Origin of the sequence: Sulfuriferula sp. GW1 (assembly GCF_047300855.1) — a bacterium.
Classification (GTDB): domain Bacteria; phylum Pseudomonadota; class Gammaproteobacteria; order Burkholderiales; family Sulfuriferulaceae; genus Sulfuriferula.
In genome coordinates this window covers 934175-952326 of record NZ_CP170197.1, presented here as the reverse complement: position 1 = coordinate 952326, position 18152 = coordinate 934175, and the positions used below count along the sequence as shown (strand labels likewise).

Sequence of the window (18152 nt, the reverse complement as noted above, 5' to 3'; positions counted from 1 at the left end):
GATACCAAAGCACCCCAGGCTCAGCTCCGCCCCAACCTTTCCCAGGTCTCCAGCACCGTATCCGGATTCAGTGACAGGGAATCGATCCCCTGCGCGACCAGCCAGTCGGCCAGATCGGGATGGTCGGACGGCCCCTGACCGCAGATGCCGACGTATTTGCCGGCCTGCTTGCAGGCGCTGATGGCTTGCGAGAGCAGCGCTTTCACTGCCGGATTGCGTTCGTCGAAGCTGGCGGCGACCAGGGATGAGTCGCGGTCGATCCCCAGGGTAAGCTGGGTCAGGTCGTTGGAGCCGATGGAGTAGCCGTCGAAGTATTGCAGGAAGTCGTGCGCCAGAATCACGTTGGAGGGCACCTCGCACATCATGATCAGGCGCAGGCCCCGCTCTCCGCGCTTGAGGCCGTTGTGCGCCAGCGCTTCGACCACGGCGCGGGCTTCGTCCACGGTGCGCACGAACGGGATCATCAATTCCACGTTGGTCAGCCCCATGGTTTCGCGCACTTTTTTCACGGCGCGGCATTCCAGCGCAAAGGCATCGCGGAACAGTGGCGAGACATAGCGCGCGGCGCCGCGCAGGCCGAGCATGGGGTTCTCTTCGTCCGGCTCGTAAGCACGGCCGCCGGGTAGATTGGCGTATTCATTCGATTTGAAATCGGACAGGCGCACGATCACAGGCTTGGGCCAGAACGCGGCGCCCAGCGTAGCCACGCCCTCGGCGAGTTTTTCCACATAGAAATTCACCGGATCGCCGTAACCCGCACTCTTGTCCTCCAATATGGCGCGGACATCGTCCGGCACGTTGGGATAGTCCAGCGCGGCGCGCGGATGGATGCCGATCTGGTTATTGATAATGAACTCCAGCCGCGCCAGGCCGACACCGTGGTTGGGTAGCTGGCTGGCGTCGAAGGCGCGCTCGGGGTTGCCCACGTTCATCATGATTTTGACCGGCGGCTCGGCCAGATTCCCTAGGGTGACTTCGGTGATTTCCACTTCCAGCCGCCCTTCGTACACGAAACCGGTATCACCCTCGGCGCAGGACACGGTCACCTCGGCGCCATCCCGCAGACAATCGGTTGCATCGCCCGCTCCCACCACTGCCGGGATGCCAAGTTCGCGCGCAATAATCGCCGCATGGCAAGTGCGCCCGCCGCGATTGGTGACAATGGCCGATGCCACTCTCATCACCGGCTCCCAGTCCGGGTCGGTCATATCCGTGACCAGCACGTCACCCTTTTGCACGCGTGCCATTTCAGTCGGGCTGGCGATATTGCGCACCACGCCCTGACCGATGCGGCCGCCGATGGCGCGCCCCTGAGCAAGAATGCGCGAATGCTGTTTCAGCGCGAAACGTGTTTGCGTGGTGCCGGCACGCGCCTTAACGGTTTCCGGGCGCGCCTGCACGATAAACAGCTCGCCGGTTACACCATCTTTAGCCCATTCGATATCCATCGGGCGGCCATAGTGCTGCTCGATGGCAATGGCCTGGTCCGCAAGCGCCACAACATCGCTGTCCGTCAGCGCAAAACAGCGCCGTTCGGTTTCCGGCACTTCGACCACCTGTGTGGCATTGGCCGCATCCTGACTCGCGCCGAAGATCATTTTGACCGCCTTGCTACCCAGCGTGCGCCGGATTACCGCGCGAGTGGGCTTGTGCACGTAATATTCGTCCGGGTTGACCTGGCCCTGCACCACGGTTTCTCCCAACCCGTAGGCGGCGGTGATGAACACCACGCCGTCGAAGCCGGATTCGGTATCCAGGGTGAACATCACGCCGGAACACGCCAGATCTGAACGCACCATGCGCTGCACCCCGGCGGACAGCGCTACATGGTCATGCTCGAAATCCTGATGCACGCGATAGGAGATGGCGCGGTCGTTATACAAGGAAGCAAACACCAGGCGGATGGCGGCGAGAATATTATCCACACCCTGGATGTTGAGATAGGTTTCCTGCTGTCCGGCAAACGAGGCATTGGGCAGATCTTCGGCAGTGGCGGAAGAACGCACCGCCACCGGCACATCGCCCTGTTCCGCGCAGGCAGCGCGGATGGCCGCTTCCAGATCCGGCTGCAACGGGCTCTGCGCCACCCAGTCACGAATTTCCTTGCCAGTCACCGCGAGCTGCGTCACATCCGCCACGTCGAGCTTGCTCAAGGCCTCGCTGATGCGAACAGTCAGATTATTGAAATCAAGAAAATCACGAAATGCCTGCGCGGTGGTGGCAAAGCCCCCCGGCACGTTGACGCCAGCACTGGACAGATTACCGATCATTTCGCCCAGTGAGGCATTTTTGCCGCCCACGCGGGGAATATCGGTCAGCTTGAGCTGGGTGAAATCAATAATATAAGGCTGGTTCATGCTCTATCCTCAAAAGTCTGCTACATGCGGCTCCAGTGTAGCCCGGACAATACCCTGTGTGTTGGTTCTGCATCGGGCGCAGCAGCCTGGTCCCTACCCTGCCTGCCGCACCCGCTCGAACAGGCATACCACCAGTGCGGCAGCCGCGTTAAGGGACTCCATCCGGCCCGGCATGGGGATGGTGAATTCTACGCCCGCTGCGGCACGCAGTTCAGCGGACAGTCCGGCGCCTTCATTGCCCACTGCAAATGCCACCGCGCCGCGCAAATCGGTTTGATACAGACTGTGCGCCGCACCCAGCGTGGCAGCGCATACTGCACCGGGAAAAGCCTGTGCTACAGCCGGCAGGTCGGCATTTGCGATAATGGGGGTCGCAAAGTGCGCGCCCATGCCGCCGCGCAGCACCTTGGGGGACCAGGCATCGGCACAAGCAGAGGAGAGATACACCGCGTCTACCCCCGCCGCCGCCGCGCTGCGCAACATGGCGCCGAGGTTGCCGGGGTCCTGGATGGCTTCCAGCAGCACGCAGAAATCCGTCTTGATGGGCGACCACGGTTGCGGAATATCGATCAGTGCGAGAATGCCGGTTGGGGTTTTTACTGGCGACAATGCATTGAACAAACTCTGCGAAAATATCAGTTGTTCCGCTTCTGCGCAGCGCGCCAGCAAAGGGTGGGCGGATGCAGCGGGTGTTGTGACTAACAGCGCGGGACGGATTCCGGCCTCCAGCGCCGCGGTCAGCAAATGCTCGCCATCGAGCAGGGTTTGGCCGTATTCACAACGCGTAGCGGCTGATTCGGCGAGCTTTTTTATATGCTTGAAACGCGGGTTTTGCGGCGAGGAAATGGTTTCTGTCATGTCGCGTCAGCGCGTGGCGAGAATGTAGCCGGTATTGTAGCCCAAGGTATCATAGGCAAAAATGAAAATAGCCCTCATTACTCCAGCCCAACCCGGTAGCCGTCTGGGTAACCGTCACACTGCGTTACGCTGGGCTGCCATGCTGCGCCAGCGCGGTCATCAGGTCACGCTGGAAATCAGCTGGAATGGACGGCCCGCCGATCTGATGCTGGCGTTGCACGCCCGCCGTAGCGCCGATTCCGTTGCCAGGTTTGCCACGGCCTACCCGCAATGCCCGCTGGTACTGGCACTGACCGGAACAGACCTTTATCGCGACATCCGCTTTGACGCCGACGCGCAACGCTCGCTCGCGCTGGCTACGCGCATTATCGTGCTGCAGGACAAGGGGCTGGACGAACTGGCGCCGGCACTCCGCACCCGCGCGCATGTGGTATATCAGTCGGCGCCCAGCCTGGCGCGCAGGCCACCGCTCCATCGCAGTTTCGAGGTGTGCATAGCCGGCCATCTGCGCACGGAAAAAGATCCGTTTCGCGCCGCCCAGGCCCTGCACCGGCTGCCTGCGGACAGCGGCATCCGCATTACGCAAATGGGGCAGGCACTGGATCAGGCAATGGTCGCCGAGGCGCAGTACTGGATGCGCGTCGAACCGCGCTACCGCTGGCTGGGCGAGCGCCCCCACGGTGTCGTCCTGCGCTATCTGGCGCGCGCGCCGGTCATGGTCATCAGCTCGCACATGGAAGGCGGCGCGAATGTCATCTGCGAGGCCGTCGCTGCGGGCACTCCGGTCATCGCTTCGGCCATTTCCGGCAACATCGGCATGCTGGGCGAGCAATATGCCGGTTACTACGCACCGGCAGACACCGCCGCGCTCGCGGCATTGCTGCACCGTGCCGAGTGCGACCCGGCGTGGCTGGCGTTGCTGCAAAAACAATGCGCGAGCCGCCGCGAATTGTTTATGCCTGAAACCGAAGCAGACTCCCTTGCACGCGTGATTGAAGCATCCTTGCTAGCTTAGTGTCATTACGGTATCGTCAGGCGATAAATTCATAACACCAAGGAGATCTACCCCATGAGCAATAAAGTCAGAGTCGCATTACTCGGTTTAGGCAGCGTCGGAGAAATTTTCGCAGAAAATTTCCTGGAAAAGATTCAGGAAGAACACGCCAATGTGGAAATTGTCGCAGTTGCCTCGAGAGATCTGGAATCTCCGGTAGCCATGGGTTTCGTGCACAGCAAAATTCCGGTTTTTCGCGATGCGCTGGAAGTCATCGATCTGGGCGAGAAGGTCGATATCATTTTCGATCTGACCGGTAATGCCCAATTGCGCAAGGATCTGCGTGCCCGTCTTCAGGAAACCAACAATCGCCATACCGTGATCGCTCCAGAGGTCGTCGCCCATCTGCTGTGGAGCTTTTTCGGTGAAGTCGGCGAACTGCCGCGCAGTTCACAAACAGGCTACTGACGAACCGGATTTGCCACAAGCCCGGTCTTGTCCAGGCGCGTTTCCCATGTTCAACCGGAATCTTGCCGCGCTGGGGGATGGCCAATCGTACTGCCACATCAACCTGGCTATGCCGCGTCTGGGGAAGCCTTCCCCTGCCCCGCGCGTTTCCTTATCTGCCAGGAGAGCAAACGGCTGTAATTTTGCTACCATAACAGCGTGTCCCAACATTCAAATGAGGATCATGCTTAAAACACGCCACCGCAAAGCAACAGGAGGTCACCGTGAATAAACGGCGTATCAGTATGCAGGACATGGTTCTGGGCGAACCTTTGCAGTGGGATGTTTACGACACGGCCGGGCATTTACTGCTCAGCCGTGGTCACGTCATAGATAACAACCATCTGCTTGAATCACTGGTAGCACGTGGGATGTTTATTGATCTGCCACACAAGTCAACCGAGACACCGCAAGCTGCCGCACAGGTTCGGGAACTGCCGTCCGTATTACGCTTTATCAACCTGGCGCACAAACGGCTTGAGGGACTGCTGTTTGGCTTGCATGCAGAGGCTGATGCGCAAGCCAAGATTCTCGAAGTTGCCAAAACGGTGATCTATGCCACCAATCTGAATCCCGATATTGCCATTGCCTGTATTTTGCTCAACCAGAGCGTGAGCAGCTATGCCGGACGCCATTCGATGGATACGGCCCTGGTGTCCCTGCTGGTTGCTCAGGTAATGAAAAAAAGTCCGGACGAGGTTCTCATCATTGTCGCAGCCGCTCTGACAATGAACATAGGAATGATACGCCAGCATGACCATTTTCAGGACAAGCAAGGGCCCTTGACCGAGAAGGAAATCGAGTTTATCAAAAAGCATCCGGAAGAAGGGGTGCAGTTGCTGAAGCAGGCTGGAATCGACCATCCAGACTGGTTAACTTACGTGTTGCAACATCACGAAAACGAGGACGGCAGCGGCTATCCTCACGGCCTGAAAGGCCAGGAAATTTCACAGAACGCCAAGATCATTTCACTGGCTGACCGTTATTGCGCGCGCGTAACCGGCCGCACCTATCGGCAAGCTTTGCTCCCGCCCGCCGCATTACGCGGATTGTTCGTCGAGGAAAGCAAAACCATAGACACACACCTGGCGCCTTATTTTATCCATGAACTCGGAACCTACCCACCGGGTACCTATGTGCGCCTGCAAAATGGCGAGATCGGCGTGGTCACCCACAAGGGCAAGCAGGCATCGGCACCGGTAGTACATGCATTGGTCGGGCCACGCGGCGCGCCGCTGGCTTTTCCGATTCAGCGTGATACCGCAAAAGAGCTTTTCGCCATCCGCGAGGCAGTGTACCCGAGCCAGGCGAACGTCCGTTTCAGCATGCAGCATTTATGGGGAAAAGAAGCCAGGCTATGAATCAATCTGATCCTAGCTAACCAGCAGCGCGCCAAGCGTACCCACGACTATCGTTACCAGCCCCAGGCTTAAATTAATTCCAACCAGCATGCGTATCTGTCCCAGCGCGGCTCCACCGGCCTGCCAGTCCTGCGCGGCGACTGCGCGCTTAAGACGTTTGAACGGTGCAAAGAAGACATGCGCGAATAGCATCATCATGATGATTCCCAGGCCGAACATGGCGGATACATACATGGGTGGTTTGCCAAGCTGCGCCATCATGTAAAGGCCGCTGGCAAGTATGGTGGCGACGCACAGCCATACCCAGGGAAAGAATTTGCAGAATACACCTTCCCACAGCGACAAACGCTGCGGCGGCTCGAGCCTCGTTGCGGCCACAGGACGTAGCGCCATATAGGCAAAAAACATACCGCCGACCCAGATGGTGAAGCCGAGCACGTGCAAAAATTTGGCAAATATCATGGCAGTTCTCCTTGATTAAAAAAACAATCCGCACAGCCTACACACAAGCGGCCGCGCTTGTCAGCTATTCCGGAAATTGTCTGGATTGTGCGGCCAATATGCAGCGCCGCACTGGCGCATAACTTCTACGATGCTCGATCGTGATGCCATGTTGCGTCAGGGCCGCCAGATGATCACGGGTTGGATAGCCTTTATGGCGGTCAAAACCGTATTCCGGGTAAATTTTATGCAAGCGCATCAAGTCGCGGTCACGCGCTGTTTTAGCGAGAATCGACGCAGCTGAAATGGCTGGCTCCGAAGCGTCGCCTTTGACAATGGCACGCGCGGGTATCAGTATCTTCGGGCAATGCAGGCCGTCCACCAGCACCTCTGCAGGCAGCACCTGCAATGCCTCCACCGCGCGTTTCATGGCCAGGAGCGTGGCCTGCAAAATATTAATTTGGTCAATCTCGGCGGCGCTGGCCTGTGCCACTGCCCAGGCCAGCGCATGTTCCCGAATTAGAATTTCGAGCGATTCGCGGCGACGCGCAGAAAGTTTTTTTGAATCATCGAGGCCGTCGATCGGATGCGCCGGATCAAGAATGACCGCAGCGGCAAATACCGCTCCGGCCAGCGGTCCTCGTCCGGCTTCATCCACGCCGCACACCAGCAAGGTTTTGTTCATCTGTGCTCCAGGTAGGGCAGCACCGCTTCAGCCATGCGCTCGGCGGTATTGCATTTGAGGACTGCGTGCTGCGCGGCGAACTCGGTTTCCATGACATGGCACTTATCCCGGTCAGCCAGCAAGTCCAGCACGGCGGCCGCGAGTTTTTCAGGGGTGGCATTTTCCTGCACAAGCTCAGGCACCACATCGCGATTGGCGAGGATATTGGGCAACCCGACCCAGGGCAGATAGGCCTTACGGCGCATGAGATAAGCAGTCAGTTTGGGCACGCGATAGGTAATGACCATGGGGCGTTTGAGCAGCGCCGCTTCCAGCGTCGCAGTGCCGGATGCAACCAGTACGACATCCGCCGCCGTCATTGCGTAATCGGCATGGCCGATCATAATACGGACAGGCAGCATGATGTCGTTACTGCCCAGGGCGCTCTCAAAGATATTACGGGTTGCGCGGCTCAGCAGCGGCACCAAAAAACAGACTTCCGGATGCTGTGCATGGATCAGGCGTGCGGTGTCCACAAACAGTTGCGCATGATGCGCCAATTCGCCGGCGCGGCTGCCCGGCAACATCGCCACAATCGGCTGCTGGTTCGGGAGTTTAAGACGTTCGCGCATTTCGTCACGGTCCGGGTTATCGGGCAGCATATCGGCCAGCGGGTGTCCGACGTAGCTGACCGGGATACCTGCCTTGCGATATATCGCTTCTTCAAACGGGAACACCACCAGCATGTGGGTGACAGCACGTGCAATTTTCTTGATGCGCTCGCCGCGCCATGCCCAAATTGACGGACTCACATAATGCAGCGTGGGAATGCCGCGCGCCTTGAGGCGGGCCTCGAGAGCGAGGTTGAAATCGGGCGCGTCGATGCCGATGAACAAGTCGGGTGGATCTTCCAGCAAAGCGCGCCTGAGTTTGCGCCGGATGCCGAGGATTTCCGGCAGGTGGCGCAGTACCTCAACGTAGCCATTCACCGACAGCTTTTCCATCGGGAACAGGCTGCGCGCCCCTGCCGCAATCATTTTTGGTCCGGCGATACCGACAAATTCGATATCCGGGCGATGCGCCTTCAGGGCGGTGATCAGGTGGCTGCCGAGCAGATCACCCGAGGCTTCACCCGCGACGATACCAATCCGGGGCGGTCGTGCTGCTGCCGCCATGTCAGCGAATAATGCCGCGATCGGCCTGGCCGAGAAAATCCACCAGCAACTGGACTTCCGCTACTTCTTGCGCCTGTTCGGCAAGACGCTGTTGTGCCTCGCTGAAAGTCAGCCCCTCGCGATACAAGGTTTTGTAGGCACGCTTGAGCCCGGCCAGCGACTCGGGCGAAAAGCCGCGCCGCCGCAGGCCCTCGACATTGATGCCGTACGGTGCGGCAGGCTGTCCCGCGGCCATGATGTAAGGGGGAATATCCTTGAATACCACGCTGGAAATTCCCGTCATGACGTGGGCGCCAATTTTGCAGAATTGGTGCACGCCGGTAAAACCGCCCAGGATGGCATGATCTCCCACCGTCACATGTCCCGCCAGGGAAGCGTTATTGGCAAAAATCGTATGGTTGCCCACCTGGCAGTCGTGAGCGAGATGGACATAGGCCATGATCCAGTTGTCGTTGCCGACACGCGTCACGCCGGTGTCCTGCGCAGTGCCCAGATTGAAAGTGCAGAATTCGCGTATGGTATTGCGGTCACCGATTTCCAGCCGGGTCGGTTCTCCCGCATATTTCTTGTCCTGCGGAATTTCTCCCAGGGAGTTGAACTGGAAAATATGATTATCGCGGCCGATAAGGGTATGCCCGTTAATGACCGTATGCGCGCCCACCGTGGTGCCGTCGCCGATGACCACGTGCTCGCCGATCACGGCGTAGGGGCCGATACTGACATGGGCGCCAAGCTGCGCGCCGGGATGAATGATTGCGCTGGGGTGAATCATCTGTTTCAGCGTAACGTCGCCATCATCTCGGCTTCCGCCACGCGCTGGCCGTCCACTTCGGCGTAGGTCGCATATTTCCAGATGCCCTTGAGATTGCGCAGGATTTCCGCATGCAGCATGAGCTGGTCGCCAGGCATCACCGGCTTTTTGAAACGCGCGGCGTCGATACCGGCAAAATACACCACCGCGTCACCATCGGGCGCATCTGCAACCGTCTTGAATGACAGCAGCGCTGCCGCCTGGGCCAGTGCCTCGAGAATCAGCACGCCAGGCATGACTGGATGTTTGGGGAAATGTCCCGGGAAAAATGGCTCGTTCATGCTCACGTTTTTGAGCGCCACGATGCTTTTCCCGGGCTCCAGAGAAATCACCCGGTCCACCAACAGAAACGGGAAACGGTGAGGCAAATATGCCATGATTTCGTTGATGTCCATGCTACTCATGTCGGTTTTTCTCCAGTTCGCCCAGCTTTTTTTCCAGCTCGCGGATACGTTTGGCCATGCTGTCGAGGTGACGCATCTGCACTGCATTTTTCAGCCATTCGCCATGTTCCGAAAAGGGCAGCGCAGAAGTATAGGTGCCAGGTTGGGTCAGTGATTTGGTAATCAGGGTATTGGTGGAAATGTTCACTCCATCGGCGATCTCGATATGCCCAAAAATCATTGCCGCTCCGCCGATGGTGCAGTGCGCACCGATTTTGGCACTGCCGGCAATTCCGGTACAGGCAGCTATCGCGGTGTGCGCACCAATGCGCACGTTATGCGCGACCTGAATCTGATTGTCGAGTTTGACGCCCTCCTCGATCACCGTATCGTCGAGCGCGCCCCGATCCACCGTGGTATTGGCACCGATCTCCACATCATTGCCAATGATCACCCGGCCGATCTGCGGTATTTTCAACCAGCGACCGCCATCGGGTGCCAGGCCGAAACCATCGGAGCCGATTACGCAGCCGGAATGCAAAATAACGCGATCCCCTATCAGGCATCCGTGATACACGCTGACATTGGCGTACAGCAAACAGCCCTTACCGATAACACAATCTGCGCCGACCACGCTGCCAGCGCCGATAATGCTGCCGGCGCCGATTTTCGTCCCCTGCTCCACCACCGCATTGGCGCCAATACAGGCGTCATCTGCGATATGCGCGGTGGGGTGAACCACCGCCGATGGGTGTACCCCCGGCACGGCTTCAGGTGGTGGATTGAACAGCGCGGAAACCCGGGCGAAATACGTGTATGGGTTGTCGGCAATAATGCGTGGCCTGTTACTGGCCTCGGCCGCATCGCGCCCCAGTATGAACGCACCCGCTGCCGATTCAGCCAGCTGGCTGCGGTATTTCAGATTGGAGAGAAAGCTGATCTGGTCGGGCCGGGCACTGCGCAACGTGGCAACCTGGCTAACGCGGGTTTGCGCATCTCCAAGCACTTCGCCGCCAAGGCGCCTGACAATTTCTGCCAATGTGTAAGACACGTCCGGCATAGGGCGCCCTTCAGGATTACTTGTCGCTCAGAGCGCGAATAATTTTGTCAGTGATGTCGATTTTCGGGCTGAAATAGACAGCTTCTTCGAGTATGACATCATACTTCTCAGCCTCACCGTAGGCATGAATGGCTTTACGGGCGCGGTCCTGCACCTTGGACAGCTCTTCATTGCGACGTACATTGAGATCTTCGCGAAATTCGCGCAGGGTACGCTGGTAATCGCGGTTCAGGTTGGCCAGATCACGTTCCTTGTTGCGGCGATCCGTGTCGGATTGGATTGCTCCATCCTTTTCCAGCTGAGCCTGCAGGTCGCGTGCCTGCTTGGCCATTTTTTGCAATTCGGCTTCGCGCGGGGCAAATTCCTTTTCCAGTTTTTTTTGCGCCTGCAGGGCAATCGGCGCTTCGCGGAACACGCGCTCGGTATTCACAAATCCGATTTTGATATCGGCTGACGCTACCCCGGCAGTCATCAACCCTGCGCTCAATATAATTGCTGCCAAAACCTTATTCACTGCTCGCTCCTTAAAACACCGTGCCCAAGGTAAACTGGAACACCTGCGTCCTGTCATCCGGCTTGGGATTGAGTGGCTTTGCCAGACTGAACTTCAGTGGCCCGACCGGAGAAATCCAGCTCAATGCAATACCGGTGGAATAACGCATATCCTTGAAACTGAAACTGGAATAACGCCCCAGATAATCATCCGGCCCCCACGTCGAGCCTGCATCCACAAACGTGCTCATGCGCACCGATTTGTCATCCTTCAGGCCGGGCATGGGGAAAAACAACTCGGCATTACCCACCACGCGCTTATTGCCACCTGCTGCGACCACACCGTTAATCGGGTCGTTCAGCTTAGGCCCCAATGTGGAAGTATCGTAACCACGCACCGAACTCACGCCACCCGCATAGAAATTCTTGAAGAACGGCAGCGGCTTGCCTGAATAGCCATTGCCAAAGCCGATTTCGCCATTCAGCATCAGGGTAAAATTCTTGCTCAATGGCTTGAACCATTGCTGTTGATAGGACAGCTTGTAATACTCGAGACTGCCCGGCGGTATGCCCACCTCGCCGTAGACGCGCTGCAACATACCTTCGGTCGGGTAAGTCAGACTGTCGCGACTGTCGCGCGCCCATCCCAGATCAGCGCGCACTGTATCGTTGCTGCTGCCAAACTGCTTGACGAAATCCTGATACTGCTTGGGGCTGTTGGTATCCACCGTCAGGTCGAAGCGCTCGTAGGCCAACCCCAGGTTGATACTGTCTTTTTCGTTCAGCGGAATGCCCAGTCGCACCCCTACCCCCTTGGTGGAATTCTGATACGTGGCTACGCTGCTGAGCGAGGTGGTGTTGATGTCACGCCGGTACAGGTCGTAACCCAGACTTAAGCCATCCGGAGTGAAGTAGGGATTGGTATAGGAAACCGAATAGACCTTGTTGATCTTGCCGCTGTTGACCTGCAGGGACAATTGGTTACCAGTACCGAACAGGTTATTTTGCGCGATCGAGCCCGACAGGATCAGGCCTTCCGAGGACGAGAAACCCGCCCCGACCATGATGCTGCCGGTCGCTTTTTCCGTCACACCCAGGTCAATATCGACTTGATCGGTGGTGCCCGCCACCGCAGGTGTGGTGAGGTTGACATCGTTGAAATAGCCAAGCCGTTCCACCCGTTCGCGCGAGCGCTTGATTTTATCGGCTGCATACCAGGCGCCTTCCATCTGGCGGAATTCGCGCCGCACCACTTCGTCCTTGGTACGGGTATTGCCGGTGACATTGATGCGATTGATGTACACGCGCCGGCCGCTGTCCACGTAGAAAGTGAATGCGACCTGATGTTTCTCCTTGTCCACGTCTGGCACTGCATTGACGTTGGCAAATGCATACCCGTCATTCCCCAGCCGATCGCCAATTTTTTTAGCAGTTTCGGTAAGTTTTTCGCGCGAAAATACTTCGCCTGGTTTCACTGTAATCAGCTTTTCCAGTTCTGCCGGGGGAACGACGGTCTCTCCCGTCAGCTTGACGCTGGATACGGTGTATTTTGCACCCTCGGTGATATTGATGGTGATGTAAATGTCTTTCTTGTCCGGGGTGATCGACACCTGGGTGGAATCCACATTGAATTCCAGGTAGCCGCGATTCAGGTAAAACGACTTGAGCTTTTCCAGGTCGGCTGCCAGTTTCTGCTTGGAGTATTGATCGTTCTTGGTATACCAGCTAAACCATCCGGGAGTTTTCTCGCTCAGCTCATCCAGCAGCTGTTTTTCCTTGAACGCATGGTTGCCAACAATATTGATCTGCCTGATTTTGGCGGCCTCGCCATCCTGGATATTGAAAGTGATCGATACCCGGTTGCGCTCCTGCGGTGTGACCGTCGTCTCGATTTGTACCGCGTATTTGCCTTTGCTGAAATACAGCCGTTTAATTTCCTGTACGGCACGATCCAGTATCGATTTATCGAAAATGCGACCTTCCGTCAGGCCCGCCTGCTTCAGGCCGGTAGTGAGCTGCTCCTTGGAAAATTCCTTGTTGCCGATCAGCTCAACTTTGGAAATGGCCGGACGTTCCTCCACCACCACAATCAATACATTGCCCTGCTGTTCCAGCCGCACATCCTTGAAAAAACCGGTGGCAAATAGCGCCTTGATCGCGGCCGAAGCCTTTTCGTCATCCATCGTATCGCCGACTTTCACCGGCAAATAACTGAATACCGTACCCGCCTCGGTGCGCTGGATTCCTTCAACGCGGATATCCTTCACTACAAAATTATCCATTGCGTGGGCGGATACCGCCCACAGACTTGTAAGGAGTGCAGCCACAAGTTTGATTTGCATTAGGGTCAGCCTGTAAACAAACGGGAAATATCGTTATAAAAGGCAAAAATCATGAGGGTGAGCAACAGCGCCATGCCAATTTGCTGGCCGATTTCCATTACGCGCTCGGAGACCGGACTGCCTTTGATAAGCTCCGCGATATGATACATCAAATGCCCCCCATCCAATAACGGGATGGGCAACAGATTGAGCACACCCAGACTGATACTCACCAGCGCCAGAAAAGTCACAAATGCCGCCGGACCGGTGCGCGCCGACTGTCCCGCATAATCGGCGATGGTAATGGGACCGGACAGGTTGCGCCATGATACTTCGCCAGTCACCATGCGCCCCATCATCTGCAAGCTGAACACCGCCGTCTCCCAGGTTTTGACAAACGCCTTGGTGAATGCTGTCGCTACGCCATAGCGCGTTTTGGTAAGCATGGTATCAAATACCGCCGGGTCCACCTTGGGACCAATGCCTACCTTGCCCACCACCACACCGGCTTCATCCGCGCGTTGCGGCACCAGCCGGATGTCGACCAGACCTGCCGGACTGGCGCGCTCCACCTGCAAGGTGACCGCTTTACCGGGCCGATCACGAATCGATTTAACCAGGTCCGACCACTCGTTGATCTTCATCCCATCCATTGCCACAATACGGTCGCCCACCCGCAACCCGGCACGCGCGCCCACGCTATCGGGCAGCACCTGCCCAATCACCGCCGGGAGCGCTGGTTCAAACAAGCGGAGACCCAGTTTGGCTGCAATATCGGATTCGCCATCCACCGACACGCCTGCCGCATCCAGCATGCGTGTACCGCCGCCCTGCAAAGCAATATCAAGTGGTTGCTGCGAAGGCAGCTCACGCAGTAGCGCCCATTGCAAATCGGCCCAGCTGGCCACCGGTTCTCCATCGATTGCGCTGATCTCGTCACCGCTATCGAGTCCGGCACGCGCTGCAGCACTCGCAGCAGGCGGCTGCGCAATGATCGGCTTGAGGCCAGGCACGCCATGCATGAATAAGCCCCAATACAGCAACACCGCCAGCAACAGGTTTGCCAGTGGTCCGGCGACCAGGATCAACATGCGCGCGCCCACGCTTTGCCGGTTGAAACTGCGATGCCGATCGGCTTCCGGCACGGGGCCTTCGCGTTCGTCCAGCATTTTTACATATCCGCCCAACGGGAAGCCGGCAATGGCCCATTCGGTGCGGTCTTTTCCCCAACGCCGCGACAGCAATGGCTTGCCGAAGCCAACCGAGAATCGCAACACTTTCACGCCCACCAGTCGCGCCGCTGTATAGTGGCCGAATTCATGCACGACAATAAGTATTCCCAGTGCCACCGCAAATGCCAGCAAGGTCGTTAACAGTGTCATGATCTACGCTCGCGCCTGTTGCGTTTCGAGGAAGAAATCCGCATCGGCACGCGCCTGCAGATCGGCCTGCACCAGATCATCCATGCTGCCCGGCTCTCCGCCTGATGCACGCGACAATGCATATTCAATCGCTGCGGGTATGGTCATATAGGATGCATGCCCGGCCAGAAATGCTGCCACCGCTGATTCATTGGCGGCATTCAATACGGCAGGCAACATGCCGCCACTGGCCAGCGCGTCAAAGGCCAGTTTAAGACAGGGGAAGCGTGCGTAGTCCGGGGGTTCAAAGGTGAGCCCGCGCCCGAACAGGTCGAGCGCCGATACGCCCGCGTCGATACGCTCCGGGAAACCCAGCGCATAGGCAATGGGAGTGCGCATGTCGGGGTTGCCGAGTTGTGCGATGACCGAGCCATCCAGATAATCGACCATTGAATGAATCACGCTTTGCGGGTGGATGACCACCTGGATCTGTGCGGGCGTGGCGTTGAACAGCCAGTGCGCCTCGATCACTTCCAGACCCTTGTTCATCATGGTGGCGGAATCCACCGATATCTTTTTGCCCATTACCCAGTTGGGGTGCGCACAGGCCTGCGCCGGCGTGACGTGTGCCAGCTCATTGAGCGGTGTGGTACGGAACGGACCGCCCGAAGCGGTGAGCAGAATACGGCGCACACCGCAGGCTGCAAGGTCGCCGCAAAAATGACGCGGCAGCGACTGGAAAATTGCGTTGTGCTCGCTGTCGATCGGTATCAATTCGGCACCGCCTGCAGCCACTGCCTGCATGAACAGGCTGCCAGCCATCACCAGGGTTTCCTTGTTGGCAAGCAGGATGCGCTTGCCGGCTTGGGCTGCTGCCAGCGCCGGACGCAAACCTGCGGCACCGACGATTGCCGCCATCACTGTATCCACTTCGGGTAACGCGGCAATCTGCTCCAGTGCAGCTATGCCCCATAATACTTCGGTCGTACTACCCATTGCTTTGAGTATTTCGCGCAGACGTGCAGCGCTGGCCGCATCCAGCACCACGGCATAGCGCGGAGAATGCACCAGGCACTGCTCGGCAAGCTTGTCTAACTGGTGATTGCCGGACAGCGCCACCACATTGAAACGGCCCGGGTGACGTGCAACCACGTCCAGGGTGTTGACCCCGATCGTGCCAGTCGCGCCGAGTATGGTGAGATAACGTACGCTCATATCAACGCCCGTGTCAGTAACTGGCCGTGTAACAGTATCAGCGCCGATACCGGCAAAGCGGAGGTCAGCGCATCGATACGGTCCAGCATGCCGCCATGCCCGGGCAGCAAGTTGCCGCTGTCCTTGGCGCCGGCCAGACGCTTGATCCAGGACTCGAACAGATCGCCCAGTACGCTCAAATAAAATACCAGCCAGACAAATAACGCCGATGGCAACAACCACCCCGCTGGCGATTGCACCCGCCCCCATGCAGCTGCCACACCCAGGATAATCAAGGTATAAACCGTCACCGCCAACCACGCGCCGACAGCACCTTCCCAGGTTTTGCCGGGGCTGATTTGCGCTGCCAGTTTGCGCCGGCCGAAACGCTTGCCAGTGAAATATGCAGCACTATCGGCAATCCACACAACACCCATTAGCAATAACAAGCCGAGAGCGCTGTAGGCACGCAAATCCAGCAGCGCCAGCCACAACGGCAACAGCACCAGCCAGCCGCTCAATACGCGCAATAAAGGCTGCTGCAAGCGCCAGCCGAATGCCAGCCAAAGCGGGGCGACGACCAGCCAGAATGCCGTTGCTGCCAGATAAATCTGCGCATGGTAAGGCCCACCCCATCTGTAAATCAGTACCGCCATCGCAACGCTGCCCAGTGCGTAGCCATTTGCAGTGAACGCAGAAAATCCGGACAGGCGTGCCCATTCACGCGCCCCAAATATCAGCGGCACTGCCATCACCAGTGCCCACCAGGATTGTGGCAACAAAAACAGGCATGCCAGAAAACCCGCCAGCAAGCTCAGGGCTGTTGCCCAGCGCTTACTTAGCATGCTCGACCAACTGTTCGCTGGTGCGGCCAAAACGGCGTTCGCGGTTACTGTAGGAAGCAATAGCCTGATCCAGTGCAGCGGCATTGAAATCCGGCCACAAGGTTGGGGTGAAATACAACTCGGAGTAAGCCAGTTGCCATAGCAGGAAATTGCTGATGCGCTGCTCGCCGCCGGTGCGGATGAACAGATCCGGCTCGGGCGCGTAGTGCATGGCCAGGTGCGGTGCGAGATCCGCTTCGGATATGTGCCTGCCTGCCAGTTCGGGATGTTTTTCCAGCATCGCATTCATTGCCTGCATGATGTCCCAGCGCCCGCCATAATTGGCCGCAATGGTCAGTGTGAGGCGGGTATTGTTGCAAGTGAGGTGTTCGGCTTCGTGGATGAGTTTGACCAGCTTGGGACCAAAGCGCGCAAGGTCGCCCACAACGCGCAAGCGCGCGCCATTCTTGTGCAGCTTGGTGATTTCCCGCTCCAGTGCCAGGGCGAACAAATCCATAAGCATGGACACTTCTTCCTGCGGACGACGCCAGTTTTCCGAGCTGAATGCAAACAGGGTAAGGTATTCCACGCCGCGGTCGCCGCATGCCTTGATCACGTCGCGCACGGTTTCCACACCGCGCTTGTGCCCGGCGATGCGTGGCAGGAAACGCTTTTTCGCCCAACGCCCATTGCCGTCCATAATGATGGCAATGTGCCGCGGTACCGCAGGTGCCTGCGGAATGTCCTTGGTCGAGCTGGTAAAAATACCCACTGAGTTAAGGCCTAGACCGCCATCAGGTCGGCTTCTTTGGCGACCAGCGCCTTGTCGATCTCGGCAATGTATTTGTCGGTGAGTTTCTGGATATCTTCCTGCGCGCGACGCTCATCGTCCTCGCTGATAGCTTTGTCCTTGAGAAGATCCTTGAGTTGGGCATTGGCGTCGCGGCGCACATTGCGCATTGCCACCTTGGCGTTTTCGCCTTCGGTTTTCACCAGCTTGATCAGGTCACGGCGACGCTCTTCAGTGAGCGCAGGCATCGGCACACGGATCAGATTGCCCTGGCTGGATGGGTTCAACCCCAGGTCGGCATCACGGATTGCCTTCTCCACCGCACCGACCATCTTGCCTTCCCACGGCTGCACGGCAATGGTACGCGCATCCATCAGGGTGATATTGGAAACCTGGTTGATTGCGGTCGGGTTGCCATAGTAATCCACCATGACATGGTCAAGTATGCCGGTATGCGCGCGGCCGGTACGCACCTTGCCCAGATCGGTCTTAAGCGATTCCAGGCTCTTGACCATTTTTTGTTCAGCGGTTTTTTTGACGTCTGCAATCATGAATAACT

At 57.8% G+C, this 18152-nt stretch carries 18 protein-coding genes; 3 read left to right on the top strand and 15 right to left on the bottom strand.

Annotated features, from left to right (window positions below):
* Positions 1 to 20: 20 nt before the first annotated feature.
* Together ppsA and ACFDAU_RS04805 are read right to left on the bottom strand one after the other, a co-directional pair.
* On the bottom strand, positions 21 to 2357 hold the full coding sequence (gene ppsA / locus ACFDAU_RS04810; RefSeq protein WP_413438875.1) for a phosphoenolpyruvate synthase: 2337 nt from the start codon (positions 2355 to 2357) through the stop codon (positions 21 to 23).
* Positions 2358 to 2450: 93 nt separating this feature from the next.
* Positions 2451 to 3215 carry a TrmH family RNA methyltransferase gene (locus ACFDAU_RS04805; protein ID WP_413438874.1) on the bottom strand — a complete coding sequence of 255 codons (765 nt, stop codon included), beginning with the start codon at positions 3213 to 3215 and terminating at the stop codon, positions 2451 to 2453.
* Between the two features lie 61 nt (positions 3216 to 3276).
* Here ACFDAU_RS04805 and senB point away from each other — a divergent pair, with 61 nt between their 5' ends.
* The 3 genes from senB to ACFDAU_RS04790 all read left to right on the top strand — a co-directional run bounded on the left by senB (position 3277) and on the right by ACFDAU_RS04790 (position 6077).
* Positions 3277 to 4230 carry a selenoneine biosynthesis selenosugar synthase SenB gene (gene senB / locus ACFDAU_RS04800; RefSeq protein ID WP_413438873.1) on the top strand — a complete coding sequence of 318 codons (954 nt, stop codon included), beginning with the start codon at positions 3277 to 3279 and terminating at the stop codon, positions 4228 to 4230.
* 54 nt (positions 4231 to 4284) lie between these two features.
* Entirely contained in the window at positions 4285 to 4677 is a 393-nt protein-coding gene (locus ACFDAU_RS04795) for a hypothetical protein (RefSeq protein ID WP_124705363.1), read from the top strand.
* Positions 4678 to 4940: 263 nt separating this feature from the next.
* A complete protein-coding gene (locus ACFDAU_RS04790) occupies positions 4941 to 6077 on the top strand; it encodes an HD-GYP domain-containing protein (RefSeq protein ID WP_413438872.1) in 1137 nt (378 codons plus the stop codon).
* A 12-nt stretch (positions 6078 to 6089) separates the two neighbouring features.
* Here the strand turns inward: ACFDAU_RS04790 and ACFDAU_RS04785 are convergent, their stop codons facing one another.
* From ACFDAU_RS04785 to frr, 13 genes are all read right to left on the bottom strand, one after another.
* Positions 6090 to 6539 carry a CopD family protein gene (locus ACFDAU_RS04785; RefSeq protein WP_413438871.1) on the bottom strand — a complete coding sequence of 150 codons (450 nt, stop codon included), beginning with the start codon at positions 6537 to 6539 and terminating at the stop codon, positions 6090 to 6092.
* A gap of 64 nt (positions 6540 to 6603) precedes the next feature.
* The gene (rnhB, locus tag ACFDAU_RS04780; protein WP_413438870.1) at positions 6604 to 7203 is read right to left on the bottom strand and encodes a ribonuclease HII; all 600 of its coding nucleotides are present in this window, start codon (positions 7201 to 7203) and stop codon (positions 6604 to 6606) included.
* Positions 7200 to 8357, bottom strand: a complete 1158-nt coding sequence (lpxB, locus tag ACFDAU_RS04775) for a lipid-A-disaccharide synthase (RefSeq protein ID WP_413438869.1) — start codon at positions 8355 to 8357, stop codon at positions 7200 to 7202. Before lpxB ends, rnhB begins: the two co-directional genes overlap by 4 nt.
* A 1-nt stretch (position 8358) precedes the next feature.
* Entirely contained in the window at positions 8359 to 9129 is a 771-nt protein-coding gene (gene lpxA, locus ACFDAU_RS04770) for an acyl-ACP--UDP-N-acetylglucosamine O-acyltransferase (RefSeq protein WP_413438868.1), read from the bottom strand.
* Positions 9130 to 9134: 5 nt separating this feature from the next.
* A complete protein-coding gene (gene fabZ, locus ACFDAU_RS04765) occupies positions 9135 to 9563 on the bottom strand; it encodes a 3-hydroxyacyl-ACP dehydratase FabZ (protein ID WP_413439503.1) in 429 nt (142 codons plus the stop codon).
* A 1-nt stretch (position 9564) separates the two neighbouring features.
* Entirely contained in the window at positions 9565 to 10602 is a 1038-nt protein-coding gene (lpxD, locus tag ACFDAU_RS04760) for a UDP-3-O-(3-hydroxymyristoyl)glucosamine N-acyltransferase (protein WP_413439502.1), read from the bottom strand.
* Positions 10603 to 10627: 25 nt separating this feature from the next.
* Complete coding sequence (locus ACFDAU_RS04755) at positions 10628 to 11125, bottom strand: OmpH family outer membrane protein (protein ID WP_413438867.1); 498 nt, start codon at positions 11123 to 11125, stop codon at positions 10628 to 10630.
* Between the two features lie 10 nt (positions 11126 to 11135).
* Positions 11136 to 13445 carry an outer membrane protein assembly factor BamA gene (gene bamA / locus ACFDAU_RS04750; protein WP_413438866.1) on the bottom strand — a complete coding sequence of 770 codons (2310 nt, stop codon included), beginning with the start codon at positions 13443 to 13445 and terminating at the stop codon, positions 11136 to 11138.
* A gap of 5 nt (positions 13446 to 13450) precedes the next feature.
* Positions 13451 to 14806, bottom strand: a complete 1356-nt coding sequence (gene rseP / locus ACFDAU_RS04745; RefSeq protein WP_413438865.1) for an RIP metalloprotease RseP — start codon at positions 14804 to 14806, stop codon at positions 13451 to 13453.
* A gap of 3 nt (positions 14807 to 14809) precedes the next feature.
* Positions 14810 to 16000 (bottom strand): 1-deoxy-D-xylulose-5-phosphate reductoisomerase, encoded by a 1191-nt coding sequence (gene ispC / locus ACFDAU_RS04740; protein ID WP_413438864.1) that lies wholly within the window; start codon positions 15998 to 16000, stop codon positions 14810 to 14812.
* Positions 15997 to 16824 (bottom strand): phosphatidate cytidylyltransferase, encoded by an 828-nt coding sequence (locus tag ACFDAU_RS04735; RefSeq protein WP_413438863.1) that lies wholly within the window; start codon positions 16822 to 16824, stop codon positions 15997 to 15999. Before ACFDAU_RS04735 ends, ispC begins: the two co-directional genes overlap by 4 nt.
* Positions 16814 to 17575 (bottom strand): polyprenyl diphosphate synthase, encoded by a 762-nt coding sequence (uppS, locus tag ACFDAU_RS04730; protein WP_413438862.1) that lies wholly within the window; start codon positions 17573 to 17575, stop codon positions 16814 to 16816. The genes ACFDAU_RS04735 and uppS overlap by 11 nt, the downstream gene beginning before the upstream one ends.
* Positions 17576 to 17586: 11 nt before the next feature.
* Positions 17587 to 18144, bottom strand: coding sequence for a ribosome recycling factor (gene frr / locus ACFDAU_RS04725; RefSeq protein ID WP_413438861.1), 558 nt, complete (start codon positions 18142 to 18144; stop codon positions 17587 to 17589).
* Positions 18145 to 18152: the final 8 nt, after the last annotated feature.

What these genes read in the sequence shown, in the direction of transcription:
- ispC (WP_413438864.1), bottom strand. Translation starts at nt 16,000, where the DNA reads ATGAGCGTACGTTATCTCACCATACTCGGCGCGACTGGCACGATCGGG.
- frr (WP_413438861.1), bottom strand. Translation starts at nt 18,144, where the DNA reads ATGATTGCAGACGTCAAAAAAACCGCTGAACAAAAAATGGTCAAGAGC.
- lpxB (WP_413438869.1), bottom strand. Translation starts at nt 8,357, where the DNA reads ATGGCGGCAGCAGCACGACCGCCCCGGATTGGTATCGTCGCGGGTGAA.
- bamA (WP_413438866.1), bottom strand. Translation starts at nt 13,445, where the DNA reads ATGCAAATCAAACTTGTGGCTGCACTCCTTACAAGTCTGTGGGCGGTA.
- fabZ (WP_413439503.1), bottom strand. Translation starts at nt 9,563, where the DNA reads ATGGACATCAACGAAATCATGGCATATTTGCCTCACCGTTTCCCGTTT.
- ACFDAU_RS04785 (WP_413438871.1), bottom strand. Translation starts at nt 6,539, where the DNA reads ATGATATTTGCCAAATTTTTGCACGTGCTCGGCTTCACCATCTGGGTC.
- ppsA (WP_413438875.1), bottom strand. Translation starts at nt 2,357, where the DNA reads ATGAACCAGCCTTATATTATTGATTTCACCCAGCTCAAGCTGACCGAT.
- senB (WP_413438873.1), top strand. Translation starts at nt 3,277, where the DNA reads ATGAAAATAGCCCTCATTACTCCAGCCCAACCCGGTAGCCGTCTGGGT.
- ACFDAU_RS04805 (WP_413438874.1), bottom strand. Translation starts at nt 3,215, where the DNA reads ATGACAGAAACCATTTCCTCGCCGCAAAACCCGCGTTTCAAGCATATA.
- ACFDAU_RS04735 (WP_413438863.1), bottom strand. Translation starts at nt 16,824, where the DNA reads ATGCTAAGTAAGCGCTGGGCAACAGCCCTGAGCTTGCTGGCGGGTTTT.
- rseP (WP_413438865.1), bottom strand. Translation starts at nt 14,806, where the DNA reads ATGACACTGTTAACGACCTTGCTGGCATTTGCGGTGGCACTGGGAATA.
- ACFDAU_RS04795 (WP_124705363.1), top strand. Translation starts at nt 4,285, where the DNA reads ATGAGCAATAAAGTCAGAGTCGCATTACTCGGTTTAGGCAGCGTCGGA.
- rnhB (WP_413438870.1), bottom strand. Translation starts at nt 7,203, where the DNA reads ATGAACAAAACCTTGCTGGTGTGCGGCGTGGATGAAGCCGGACGAGGA.
- lpxA (WP_413438868.1), bottom strand. Translation starts at nt 9,129, where the DNA reads ATGATTCACCCCAGCGCAATCATTCATCCCGGCGCGCAGCTTGGCGCC.